The sequence below is a fragment of the Sphingobacterium sp. ML3W genome (genome assembly GCF_000747525.1).
Lineage (GTDB): Bacteria > Bacteroidota > Bacteroidia > Sphingobacteriales > Sphingobacteriaceae > Sphingobacterium.
In genome coordinates this window covers 4,830,462-4,844,554 of record NZ_CP009278.1, presented here as the reverse complement: position 1 = coordinate 4,844,554, position 14,093 = coordinate 4,830,462, and the positions used below count along the sequence as shown (strand labels likewise).

At 38.1% G+C, this 14,093-nt stretch carries 7 protein-coding genes; 5 read left to right on the top strand and 2 right to left on the bottom strand.

What is annotated here, in order from left to right; translation table 11 throughout:
* Positions 1 to 113 precede the first annotated feature (113 nt).
* Positions 114 to 2,060 carry a polysaccharide biosynthesis protein gene (locus KO02_RS20605; RefSeq protein ID WP_038701357.1) on the bottom strand — a complete coding sequence of 649 codons (1,947 nt, stop codon included), beginning with the start codon at positions 2,058 to 2,060 and terminating at the stop codon, positions 114 to 116.
* Between the two features lie 506 nt (positions 2,061 to 2,566).
* On the opposite strand from KO02_RS20605, the gene KO02_RS20600 reads away from it, so the two are divergent.
* Together KO02_RS20600 and hmpA are read left to right on the top strand one after the other, a co-directional pair.
* On the top strand, positions 2,567 to 3,832 hold the full coding sequence (locus KO02_RS20600; protein ID WP_038701355.1) for a chloride channel protein: 1,266 nt from the start codon (positions 2,567 to 2,569) through the stop codon (positions 3,830 to 3,832).
* 375 nt (positions 3,833 to 4,207) lie between these two features.
* A complete protein-coding gene (hmpA, locus tag KO02_RS20595; RefSeq protein WP_038701353.1) occupies positions 4,208 to 5,413 on the top strand; it encodes an NO-inducible flavohemoprotein in 1,206 nt (401 codons plus the stop codon).
* A gap of 173 nt (positions 5,414 to 5,586) precedes the next feature.
* Here the strand turns inward: hmpA and KO02_RS20590 are convergent, their stop codons facing one another.
* The gene (locus KO02_RS20590; RefSeq protein WP_038701351.1) at positions 5,587 to 6,423 is read right to left on the bottom strand and encodes an urea transporter; all 837 of its coding nucleotides are present in this window, start codon (positions 6,421 to 6,423) and stop codon (positions 5,587 to 5,589) included.
* 672 nt (positions 6,424 to 7,095) lie between these two features.
* Between KO02_RS20590 and KO02_RS20585 the strand changes: the two genes are divergently transcribed.
* Genes KO02_RS20585 through KO02_RS20575 form a run of 3 tightly spaced genes read left to right on the top strand, consistent with a single transcriptional unit; the run spans position 7,096 to position 13,930 of the window.
* Entirely contained in the window at positions 7,096 to 10,302 is a 3,207-nt protein-coding gene (locus tag KO02_RS20585) for a SusC/RagA family TonB-linked outer membrane protein (protein WP_051960118.1), read from the top strand.
* A gap of 10 nt (positions 10,303 to 10,312) precedes the next feature.
* A complete protein-coding gene (locus KO02_RS20580) occupies positions 10,313 to 12,019 on the top strand; it encodes a RagB/SusD family nutrient uptake outer membrane protein (protein ID WP_038701349.1) in 1,707 nt (568 codons plus the stop codon).
* A 3-nt stretch (positions 12,020 to 12,022) separates the two neighbouring features.
* A complete protein-coding gene (locus KO02_RS20575; RefSeq protein WP_038701346.1) occupies positions 12,023 to 13,930 on the top strand; it encodes a heparinase II/III family protein in 1,908 nt (635 codons plus the stop codon).
* Positions 13,931 to 14,093: the final 163 nt, after the last annotated feature.

The window sequence follows — 14,093 nt, the reverse complement described above, 5'->3', positions numbered from 1 at the left end:
TAAAGAATAGAAATGATAAATATTGAAATTGTGCTGGTTTATAAAAGGACATAAAAAAGCCCGATATTGTTAAGTTATCGGGCTTTTATGCGCTTAGCTGTGTTTTTTAAAAACTACGCTTCAGCACTATTTTTTTCTGCTAGATGTTCGTCTAAATCTTGGAAAATAGAATTTTGTGATTTGAATTCGGGAACAATCCTTTTGAGTTGTAAGACCAACTGCATATCGTTGATTTCCTCTTTATCTATGGACGTGATATCACGACTGAGTTGTTCGATCAATTGACATTTTTCTTCGATATCTTCGCGATTGACTTGAGCAATCATAATTTTTGGATGATGGGTTTTTTGTGTATTCTCATCATTGGCCAAAAGCTCTTCAAATATTTTTTCTCCAGGTCTTAAGCCTACAATCTTAATGTCGATATCTTCAGGGTAGCGGTATCCTTTTAGTTTGATCATGCGCTTGGCAAGATCGATTATTTTGACTGATTTACCCATATCGAACACGAATATTTCGCCCCCATGGCCCATGACTCCCGCTTCTTGTACTAATAAACAAGCTTCTGGAATGGTCATGAAGTAGCGCGTTATATCTTCATGTGTGAGTGTCAATGGTCCACCTTGTTCCATTTGTTTCTCAAATAATGGAATAACGGAACCGTTAGAACCCAGCACATTTCCAAAACGGGTCACGATGAAATTTGTTTTCCCCAGCGAGCTACAACTGTTCACATAGATTTCTGCAGCGCGCTTGGTGGCACCCATGACGTTTGTAGGATTGACTGCTTTGTCGGTCGATACCATGACAAACTTTTGAATCCCATAAGCAACGGATAGATCAGCCATATTTTTACTACCTATCAGATTGGTCCAGATTGCTTCGTATGGATTTTGTTCCATAAGTGGGACATGTTTGTATGCAGCAGCATGGAAAATCATTTGTGGTCTGTAACGCTTAAATATCCGTTCTAAAAATAGTTTATCACGGACATCCCCGACTATACATTTGACTCGGTCTGGATGGGTAGCCTTTAATGATTGCTGTAAATCATAAAGGGGAGACTCTGCTTGGTCTAATAAGATGAGGTGACGATAATTGCGTTGCGAAATCTGACGGGCTAATTCCCCGCCGATAGACCCTGCTGCTCCCGTAATTACGATAACCTTATTGTCTAGTTCACCATCAATGGCTGGATTTTCAATCTTGATGGCTTTGCGGCCTAATAAATCTTCAATTTTTAAAGGACGTATCTCTCGTTTGGCTCCTGAATTTAACATAACACGAGAATTCGGCATGATTTTTAATTCAAGATCTAACTGATGAAAGTGATCGGTAACTTGAACTAAGCGCTCTGGATCATTGTTCTCGACAGCGATGATCACTTCTGAAATATTGAATTGGTCAATGTAAGCCTGATCGATTTTTTCTAAATACAGAATACGTAGACCTGTGATGCGTTTTCCAACACGGGAAACTTTATCTTCGACAAAAGCAACCACGTTGTTTTTTACTCGACGATCTTCACGCAGTAAAGAGTAGGCTACTAACCCTGGTCGTGAAGCTCCAAAAATCAATATGTTTCGATTTTTACGATTTGGCAAAAAGAGCATTTCATAAATGCTTCTATAAGTTACACGAGCTGCAACTAACATAACCATCGTGAAGAAACTATGCATGAATAGGATGATATAGGAGAGTCTTAAAAAATCTCCACTGACACTTTCTTTAGGGATATAATAACGTATGGCAATGGTTGGAATCGCCAAAATCATGAAGGCTAACCATACAGTTTTGAATATTTTAGTAGCATCGTTAATCCCTGTTTGACGAATGATGCCTTTATAGGTACGCATTATTGCAAACGCAATACTATAAGCAAAAATAACGAGAAGACTTTTCTTGAGCATCATAGCTGTTGAATACTCTTCATGTATACTATTGAAAATAAAATTGGAAATTGCATAGCATGCAAAAACGATAAACAGATCAATCATGAGTATAACCCATCTTGGATTATCTTTTCGAAATTTTCGCTTTAACAATGTCAAATTAATCATGAATAGTATTTCAAACAGTGTGTGATTATTAAAATTAATGTCAATTAACAGATGACCCTGATCAGATATTCTCTTGATTGAAAATTATTTGCTTTTTCAATAGAAATGATGACCTAAACGTGCACCTTAAAGTAATAACCGTGCCAAGATGCTGGTAGTAGGTATTATTTGGCATAATATAAATATACATTATTGTGGATTTAGTAAGAATTTTCTGTGCGAAAGTTCGAAGGTTGGACCATGATATGTACGCTTAGCATATTTAAATATTTTCCTTTCATCAATTGTTTTTTCACAATTGATTAGTTTTTCTAATAGTGGTTCTGTAACGGCAAATTTACGTTTTTTTATTTATTAGCGATAATCTTTTTAATGATTTAGTGGGTTTTTTTATTAGACTACTGATTTAGTAGTAATTGTGCCGTTGAAATAGGATTAATTCCTGAACATACTTGGCTAACTGCTGATTTTTATTGTACATTTGCGACAGAAATAGGAAATCAATCATGAAAGATAAAATACAGCTGTACAGTTATTTTAAGCTCATGATAGGCAGTATTATTGTCGCTGTACTATCCGGGTTATTGGCATATTCTTTAAAGCATTTAACGACTTTTTATCAGGAATACCTCTTCGAAAAGGTTGAATCAACTAATCCTTATTTTTTTATTATCTTTCCTTCTATTGGTATAACCATCATCTACTTTCTTCGAAAATATGCATTCAAGAATAGAAAGAATAAAGGAATTCGAGAGATTTATCGTTCGTTAGATACACGGCAAGATCATTTACCTGCTTATAAAATACCTTCACATTATCTCAATGGTTTTTTGACTGTTATTTTTGGCGGCTCGACAGGTATTGAGGTATCTACAGTAGTGGCTACCGCAACTGTAGGTAACCAAATGAGCAAAAGAGGCTGGGCTCCGATGAAATTTAAACAGGAGTTGATATGTGCTGGAGTGACCGCTGGTGTTGCAGTTTTGTTTGGTACGGTATTGGGTGGTTGGTTCTTTGCGATTGAAGTGATTGCAAGAGGTTGGAAAAGGTCGGTTTTAATAAGTTGTACGATTGCTGGTGCGGTAGCGTTTGTAGGTATACATTATTTCGATAACGCCCCTCTACTAACATTTCCAGTAATAGATTGGTACTGGTATGGATTGCCTTTTATGCTTTTTCTGGCTGCTTTGTCTGCTGTATTAGCGATTTACTTTATGAAATTGGTATTGACAAGTAAACAGTTATTTGCTAGAATAAGTAATAATTTTTTAAGGGTAAATAGTGGTGCCATAACAATCGGATGTCTTATTTTGTTTTTTCCAGCTTTATATGGGGATAGTTACCACGGTCTTCAAGAAATGCTTTCTCATGTCATTAGCTCTGGCACAATGATGATGGTTCCGATTTCTTTACTCTTGCTTATTGTGTTGAAGCCATTCGTAGCGGCGCTAACTTTGGGTGCTGGTGGTGACGGTGGAGTGTTTGCGCCGAGTATAGTAGCGGGAGCTTTTTTAGGAATCGCTGTTGCACTTTTCTTTAATAGCATATTTGGTTTGGAATTATTGGTTTTAAACTTTGCCTTGATCGGTGCTGCCTCGACATTAGGGGCGGCTATCCATGGAAGATGGACCGCAATTTTTTTAATATGTAGTATGGCGCCTAATGCTTATACGTTGTTCATACCTGTTACGTTAGCTGTTTGGATTGCCTATGCAATTGCTAAAAAAATCAGTCCTTATAATGTATACACGTACCCTGATATAGCGAAGTAAGTTTGGTGCCAATCAAGTTGCATTCATTTCCTAAGATTTTTTAAGGCTGTGAATTGAAAAATCTTAAGGTAACATCTATTATGCTGTTTGTAGCACATCATACCAACCTTTAACGTTTATTTATTTTGTAGATTTATTGTCATTTGTGTTCTTTGTACACATTATTCCTTAATAGAAGATATAAAAGTCTTTTATTGTTTTTATATTTGTCTGTCTTCAATGGAGAGATTGTATAATGGCTACAGGCTGGTATGAAAATAAGTATGGGTAGTAGAAGGATGTATGCTGATCATAATCTGAACATAGTATAGATGAAACGTTTTTTTAACTAAATAAGAGATATAGATATCTTTTATTTTCAATAAGTATATGATAATGACAACAGATCAAAAACAATTAGTGAAGGCTACTGTGCCTATTTTAAGAGAGCATGGTGTGTTATTGACAACGCATTTCTACAAACGTATGTTTGAGCATAATCCCGAGTTGAAGCATGTGTTCAATATGGGCAATCAACAGAACAGTAAGCAACAAACTGCGTTAGCGATGGCGGTATTGGCTTATGCGGAAAATATTGAAAATCCAGGTGTATTGATGCCTGTAGTGAATGGTATCGGTCATAAACATACGAGTTTGTCTATCCGTCCTGAACATTATGTAATTGTTGGTAATCATCTAATTGCTTCTATTGGAGAGGTATTGGGAGATGGTGCTACTCCTGAACTATTAGAGGCGTGGACAGTGGCTTATAATCAACTTGCCTCATTGATGTCTGGACACGAACAAACAATCTATGATAAACAAACGGCAAAAGTAGGAGGTTGGTCAGGTTGGAGACCATTTGTAGTGAAGCAAAAGGTGAAAGAGTCGGAAGAAATTACCTCTTTTTACTTGTACGCTAGTGATGGTGGCCAGGTAGCTGATTTCTTACCTGGACAATACATTAGTCTACGTCTATTTTTACCAGAACTTAATTTATTACAGCCCCGTCAATATAGTATATCGTGCGCACCTAATGGTCAGTACTACCGTATCTCAGTAAAAAGAGAAGCTGGGACTAAACATCCTGATGGAATGATCAGTAATCGTTTGCATGATTTTATTGAAGTGGACGATATGGTAGAGCTTTCTGCTCCTGCAGGTACATTTGTACTTGATACGGCGAATGAAAAGCAAAAAGTATTCATCAGTGGAGGTGTAGGGCAAACGCCATTGATGTCCATGTTGGAGGAATTGGTGAAAGGTAAATCGGAACGCAATATCCCAATTACTTGGGTGCATGGTTGTCGTAATGAATCGGTACATGCTTTTAAAGATAGACTTGCAGAAATTGCAGCAGCAAATCAAGTCGATCATCATATTTTTTACGATGATGTAGCAGAAACAGGGACTTCCGGATATAAAGGTTGGGTAGAATTAGAACGCATAAAAGATGACGTGATTCATGCTGAAGCAGAATATTTCATTTGTGGTCCTGCTCCTTTCATTTCGAAACATTATCACTTTTTGTTGGAAAATGGGGTGGCAAAATCAGCTATTCATTTTGAAGAATTCGGCCCTGCATCGTTACAGTTGAACTAACCCAAAAGTTCATATGAAAAACACCTAACTGAGGACGCTGATAACATGTTGATTAAATAGAGCGTTATCGTACAGTGCTATAAAATATAGAAGCCCAGATTCGAACGAGTCTGGGTTTCTTGTTATATTGAATTTCTTTTAATTACCAAAAGCTATTAAAATGTTGTATCTATTTATATTTTGACTTTTTTCATGAAGAATTTCTCTACCCAAGTCGTGATTACAAAAGAAGCTGTCAAAGGAATCACTCCCAGTAAACCAATGAATTCGAAAATGAATAAGCTTAAAAATACGGAAAGTATAATCCAAAGGGTCGCCATACGTTTACTATCTGAAAATGCGATAGCACATAGAATCGCGTTATAGCCAATTAGACCCGTATAGATCTGTGAATCGGGAAGACTGACCAGTTTTGAAATAACGGTACTGAGCAGTACACTGACCAACGCGTACAATGCTGCCTTGGGTGAATTAATCAGGATTCCGATGAATATCAGGGTACCTGATATCCAATTTTCTTGTAAAAATACCTGTCCGAAACTATTGCCGATGGTCAAGAGGATAGGGGAAGTGTCGCCAGCTATTGAATTTATACTTACTAAAGGTTGTTTCAATAGGTAGTGTACAATAAATAAGAGTATCCATGTAACCAATATAAAAGGTGCTGTATAGGGGTTGATGATTCTTTTAATCTGAAATTGAAGGATGCTAGATAATGAAGATCCTACCACCAAGAGTGCAGTACTGAGGATGTTGAATCCAAAGAAATAATAAATAGCGATAGCCGTAAGGGCGCCATTGAATCCATATATCCCTTTTTCGATATCTTTTATATCGAATTTTAAAACATAGGCGGTCGCTGTACTGATGATACATCCCGCTATGGCTGCTAATGCTAAGAGCCATGAATTGTATAAAATACCTGCCAAAAATAATAATCCTGTATAGGGATTATTCTGTAGCATGATTTGTCCAAAGCCGCGGAGGATAAGGTTGGTTAGTTTGATCATCCGCCAAAGATAGAGAAATGTAGGGATAATCAAAATCTTGTCCCTAGCTAGGTTTGAGGTACTTTTTTTAGGGTATTGGAACAGAGACTTCGGTAGAGAAGCCTTTGTTTTTATTAACCATATATGGTCCAGTCATGGGGGATGGTGACCGACTACCACTTTTTAACATCAAAATTGGATAGAAGTGCTGTCTTCTTGTCTTGAAAACTTCCAGTTTTTACCCAATAGTATGGATGTTCTGTTTTGCGCAATACTATTGGTAAGTAATGAACATGCAAGAGCTATTAACAATGGGGATTTCATGAATTATCTCTTCCTTAGGATTAAGGGCATCTATATGATGAGTCAAATTTAATTAAAAAAAAGGAGTTCAGAGCTCATATCTAAGAATCTAGATTGCATGAGAACCCGGTAATAGTTGAAAAGTTTTTTTTGTATTGGGTGTATAAAGAGCTGAATCAATTTTTTAATGAATAAGGTGGTGTAATTAGACGGTTAATACATTTGACTTTACCGCGAAAAGAAACCTGAAATGTGTTTATAATTCATTTTAGGAGGTTCTTTTGTTGTTTTATTTCGAAATCGATTGCGTTGATTTTACATTTTTCGATTGTCTAAATAACCTAACTTGGGGTTGGTAAATATTATAAACCCTTTAATAAACCACCTAATATGAACAGAAAATTTATGCTGCTAGGGAAGCGTAATTGGAGTATGAAATATTCCTTTTATGGTACTTTTCTTTTGACTGCTGTAATGGGTAGTACTTTGCAAAGTCAAGCGATGGATTTCCATTTGCTGAACAAAGAATTTCGGAATTCTGTTATTCAAGTTCCGATTAGAGGAAAAGTTGTCGATGTACAGGGATCGGGGATTGCATCGGTGACTATTCAAATTAAAGGTACTACCAGCCGAACTTCGTCTCGCGAAGATGGTAGTTTTGAAATCAATAGTAAAGAAGATGACCTAGTTTTATTGGTGACCAGTATAGGTTATAAACCTATGGAAGTCACCGCTAATCGCAACAGTGCTGTAACGATAACAATGCAATCTGATTCGAAAGGATTGGATGAGGTAGTTGTGGTTGGGTTTGGTACGCAGAAGAAGGAAAATTTAACGGGAGCAGTATCTACTATACAAATGACTGACGTATTGGAAAGTAGGCCTGTGACTTCGCTTTCTGCAGGATTGGCTGGACAAGCAGCAGGCTTGTATGTCAATCAGGGGTCTGGCCGACCGGGAGCCGATGGCGGTACAATTCGGGTTCGTGGACAAGGGACATTGAATAACTCCAATCCATTGGTTATCATCGATGGTGTAGCTGGTGATATGAATTTAATCAACCCACAGGATGTAGAAAGTATTTCTGTATTAAAGGATGCTGCTTCGGCATCTATCTATGGTTCGCGTGCTGCAAATGGGGTTATTTTAATCACTACAAAAAAAGGGAAATCGGAACAGTTTAAAGTAAATTATAACAATTACTTCTCAAGTCAAAAACCCGCCAATGTAATCCAGATGGTTTCGAATTATGCAAATTATATGGAGTTGATCAATCAGGGATATCGCAATGGTGATCCAAAGGCTACTCCGATATTTTCGAAGGAAAAAATTGATTTATGGCGAGAAAATGAAGGAAAAGATCCGTTGAAATATCCGAACGAAGATTGGGTGGATGCATTGTTTCAGACGAATCTTAGCCAGAACCATAACCTTTCCTTTTCTGGAGGAAGTGAAAAAATACGCTTCTTTGGTTCATATGGTATGCTGGATAATCCTGGGATTATTGAAAAAGCAACCTATAAAAGGCATACAGGACGGATCAATTTAGAGGCGGATGTGAAACCTTGGTTAACTTTAGGTGCCAATATCAATGGCTTGGTTTCTAAAACAGATATAGGGACAGATGTTATTAATGATGTGTTTACATTTGCTGGGGCCAGCACTCCAGGCATGGTGTTGCGGTCTCCTGATGGTCGCTATGGTGCTCCAAATAATCCAGAGGATGATCCGCAGTCAAATAACGTGTTGCATAGGCTCAATTCACGGAAAGGTGATATTAATAAAAACCTGTTTGTGACGCGCTTTTTTGGAAAACTGAAACCAATCAAAGGGCTGACCATAGAGGGATCGTACACGTATACGTATAATGATGACTTTATCTATTCACAACCTGTCTTTAATGATCGTTGGAATTTCTTAAGCAATTCGGTATCGATAGCAGGTACAGGTAGGACTTCGGTCACCAACGAATCGATCAAGTCGTATAAATATTACATGGATGGTATAGCACGTTACACCAACAAGACGATGAATGATCGTTTGCAATATGATGTGATGGTGGGTGCGAGTCAAGAATATTTTAAAGACGGTTGGTTTGCAGCGTCTAAATTGGATTTGATAGATCCATCATTGAGTGTATTGAATGCGGCGACGATGGATGCATCTGCCTCTGGTAATATCACAGATTGGACCATACGTTCATTTTTTGGCCGTATTAACTTGGCTTTAGATGATAAATATTTATTGGAAGCGAATCTGCGTACAGATGGATCATCGCGCTTCATGACGGGTAAGAATCGGTGGGGAACTTTCCCTTCTGCATCCATCGGATGGAAAGTGTCTTCGGAAGATTTTTACGACGTGGCATGGATGCCAACTTTGAAATTTAGAGCTTCTTATGGATCTCTAGGCAATAATGGGACTGTAGATGGTTCTTTCAGATCAAATAGCGGTATTAATAATTATGAATATCAGACACTCTACAACTCCAGTAACTATGTGCTGAACAATCAACTATTTGTGGGTTTTGCACAGACAGGACTTAGTAATAGTTTGTTGACATGGGAAAGTACCAGTATCCTAAATGCGGGTCTGGATTTTGATTTATTCAATTATAAATTACGGGGATCTATCGATGTTTTTAACAAAACTACCAACAATATCTTAATTGATCTACCTGCTCCCTTAGTCGTTGGTGATGCCACTATTCCACGTACCAATGCGGCAAAGGTGACGAATAAAGGTATTGAAGTGAGTTTGAACTACAGTGATAAAATAGGCCAAGATCTTAAATTTAATATCGGTGGTAACTTTACATTTATTGACAATAAAGTTGCGAAATTTAAAGGTACTGAAAAATCGATATCAGGTTCCAATTTGATTCAAGAAGGGTATGCAATCAATACACAATACATCCTATTGACTGATCGTCTGCTGCAGACGGATGAGGATATGAAACTGGTACAACAGTTTATTGACAATGCTCCTGTGGATCCTGCAACTAACAATAAACTGAATCCTTTTGCTTCCTATGGTACACCGCAGAAAGGTGATTTACTTTATAAGGACACAAATGGTGATGGTATCATCAATGATAATGACCGTGTTGCGGTGGGACATGGTACTGCCCCGCGCATGACTTTTGGATTTACGGTAGGAGTTGATTATAAAGGATTTGACTTAGCTGTTCTATTGCAAGGAAATGCGGGAAACAAAGCGGTTTATACCGATCTATATTACACTCCGACGGTAAGATGGGGATATCAGGTCAATCAGGAAATAGCGAATGGGGCATGGGTAGATGGAAGTACAGATGCGAAATTTCCGAAATTAATGCCTTATACGGATACACGCAATACAAAAAATAGTGATTTCTGGTTGCAAGACAAATCTTTTGTTAGAGTTAAAAACATACAGCTCGGATATACTTTGCCAAATGAATTCACGAAACGTATTTCTGTACAGAACTTACGCGTTTTTGGATCATTGGAAAATTATTGGACACTAACCAAGTATAAAGGATTTGATCCAGAGGTTAGCGGTACCAATTACCCAACAATGAAACAGGCTGTATTTGGTTTAAGTCTCACTTTTTAAGCTTAATGAAATGAACAAAATAACATCAATATTATTACTATCAGGTTGTTTGGTATTGTCCTCTTGCTATAAGTTGGATACCTCACCATATAGTCAAGTTAGCTCAAGTAACTTTTGGAAAAATGAAGATCAGGCGCTTGCGGGCGTACTGGGATGTTACAATGACTTGAAAAAGGAAAATGGTTTTGGATTACAATTTTCTTACGATTGCCTTACAGACATTGGTATAGGATACGACCCGGTTGGTATGGGTGAAATCATTAGTGGAACATTTACTGATCGTTCGGGTATCGTTGTGGGACGCTGGAAGACGGGTTATGATTTAATACAACGCTGTAACCATGCCATTGCCCAAATTCAAAAAATGGAAATTGACGATCAGAAGAAAAATACGTTTATAGGGGAAGCAAAATTTTTGAGAGCGCTGATGTATTTTCAATTAAATAATCTGTTTGGCGACCTTCCTATCTATGATGAAACCATCGATTTGAATAAAGATTTTAGTTCTTTGAAAAAGGAACGTGCGTCGACAGCAGAAGTTCTTCAGTTTATACTGGATGATCTCAGTTTTGCAATTGCTAATTTGCCTGTCACCTATGAATCCAAATTTTATGGACGTGTGACAAAAGGAGCAGCATATGCCCTGAGGGGAAAAGTACAGCTTTATGCGAAAAATTGGAAGGGTGCAATCGCTGATTTTGAAGAAATTGTTAATAATAAAAGTAACAGTTACGGCTATAGCTTGAGCAGTAACTATGCTTCGTTGTTTACTATGGATGGGGATGCTAGCCCGGAAATGATCTTCGCGATTCAGAATCTAGGTGGAACAGGATTTCCGTATGGTATGCCAATGGCTTTCTATATGGGCACAAGATCTACTTTTGGTAGCGATTGGAATAACGTGATGCCAAGCACGCGTTTTGCAGATAGTTATGAAAATAAAGATGGTTCTACTTTTAACTGGGATGCACATATCGCAAACTATAATGCCGATAATGGTGTCAAGAAAAAAGCTATGGTATCCACACAGAATAATGGAACGCTGACACAGGTCCCTGATACTGCTTTACTTCGTACAATTTATGCAAATCGTGATCCTCGCTTAAATCAAACGTTGATTGTTCCTTACTCCCATTATTTGGGCTGGAATGCCAATAAGGAACAAATGATGCAATTGATATTGGCAACGGGTGTGAACGAAAATTTTGGTCAAATCCGTAATAATAGAGGGTGGATGACGTATGTGTGGCGGAAATTTGTTCCTGAAGGGAATCTCAAAGGAGCGATTACAGATCGTGCGCATACGCCTATTAATTTCCCATTAATACGACTAGCAGATGTTAATCTGATGCTTGCGGAAGCGTATAACGAAGATGGACAGTTGGGCAAAGCGGTGACCGAGTTGAATAAAGTACGTACGCGTTCAGAGATGCCGGGCTTGAATAGTGGTCCTTCTTTTCTGGCGGTGACAGGAAAGCAGGAGATGCAAAAAAGAATCAGTCTGGAAAGAAAAGTTGAACTGGCGGGTGAAGGCTGGCGCTATTTTGACCTTAAACGTTGGGGTCAGTTGGAGACCGTTTCAAAGGGATTTGTGGAGGAAAGTATCGTAGGGGATAACTTGCTCACCAGAGGTTATCAAACACGTCATAAACTATGGCCGATACCTGGACAAGAAAGGGAAATCAATCCGAATTTAACTCAAAATGAAGGCTGGTAGATTATGAGAAAAATATGGATATGTTTACTGTTTATACAGACTTGTGTTTGTTCAGTAGTAAAGGCGGACGAACTTAATTTATTGACAGGAAAGTTTCAGGTAGCAGATATCCAACGAGATCTGCTACCTACTAGACAATGGGTTCCATTTCCAGGTTATCAGGATCGTACAGCTTGGTCTGAGCTGACCAAACCGGTGGCAACCTCTATAATAGAAAAGGGAAACAGCTATTTAGACTATCAGTGGCAGGTGGTGAAAGCTTCAGATTATCTGGCCTATGAGCGAACAGGGTCACGTGTGATCATGGAGAAACCAATGAATGAAAATGCGATAGCATTGAGTCATTTATTTTTGGCAGAACTCGCCGAGGGAAAAGGACGTTATCTAGATCAGATTATAAATGGAACATGGTACTTTACAGAGATGAGTACATGGTCGTTATCTGCACATCTGCCTGCTTTTCAATCCTCAAAGCGTACACTACCACAAGAAGGAACACAGGTGGTAGATTTAGTTGCGGGAGATATGGGGTCTATGCTTTCTTGGATCTATTATTACCTGCAACCTGAAATGGATAAGATCAATCCTGAAATTAGCAAGCGCTTGAAAAAATCAATTCAGGACCGGGTCATCACACCCTACTTGGAACGTAATGATATGTGGTGGCAGGCACTTGCTGGAAAACAGGACCAGATGGTCAATAACTGGAATCCATGGTGTAATTTTAATGTGCTTACGTGTTTATTGCTCATCGAAGATGATGCCGATAGACAGCGTATGGGTATATATAAAACCATGCAATCTGTCGATAAGTTTATTAATTATGTCAAATCAGATGGTGCTTGTGAAGAAGGTCCTTCATATTGGGGACATGCAGCAGGGAAACTCTATGATTATCTTAAGATCCTAGCGGATGCCACTGGTAATAAAATTAATATTTTCAATCAACCTGTGGTGCGCAATATGGGTGAATATATTGCACAATCGTATATTGGCGGTGATAATTGGGTCGTAAACTTTGCCGATGCTTCTGCAAAAGGTGGTGGTGATCCGTATTTGATATTCCGATATGGAAAGGCGGTAAACAGCGCTGAAATGATCGATTTTGCACGGTATTTGGAGACTAAAAGAAAGCTTTCTTTTAAAGCTGACCGTGATATCTTTCGTACTTTGGAAGATCTATTGAGTTTGAGTGAAATAAAAAATGGATCGGGAAGACTTCCCACCAACAGCTACAAGTGGTATCCGCAAACGGAATTTTTATATATGAAGGAAGGCGATAGTTTTTTTGCAGCTAAGGGTGGTTATAATAACGAAAGCCATAATCATAACGATATCGGAACATTTATCCTATATCGGGCTGAAAAACCTATTTTCATCGACGCTGGTGTTGGGACATATAATAAGAAGACGTTTAGTAATGAACGTTATGACATCTGGTCGATGCAAAGTGGTTACCACAATTTACCTCAGATCAATGGCCATGATCAAGTCTTCGGAGCTTCATATAAGGCACAAGATGTTTCATTTGATCCGAAGAAAAAATTGTTTAAACTAAATATTGCAGGTGCATATTCAAGTCAGGCAGCGGTCAATTCATGGGGTCGCAGTTATCAGTTAAAAAACGGGGTATTGGAAATAATAGATAAATTTGATCTTAAAACACCTACAGTATCCAATGTGATTCATTTTTTACTTGCTGAAAAACCGGTTATTTCTGAGGGAAAGATTGCATTGAACGGGGGGAAGTATCATCTGGAATATAATGCTGCGGAATTTGAAGCTGCAGTTGAAGCTATTCCTCAGGATGATATTCGACTAAGTCAGGTCTGGGGTGATGCCATTTTTAGATTATCATTGAAAGCGAAGAAAATAAAAGAGAAAGGAACTTATATATTTACAGTCAAATAATTTGAATGACTAGATCGTGAACGGTACTGTCGGGTTTATTTGGCACCAGCGTCCGTGATGCTATGTGAGCTGTGTAGGGGCAGATTCATGGTAATCGGCACCATTATCTTTTTTAACTTTGATTTGGCAAAGTAATGATGGGCATTTGTTGTGTTATTCTAAA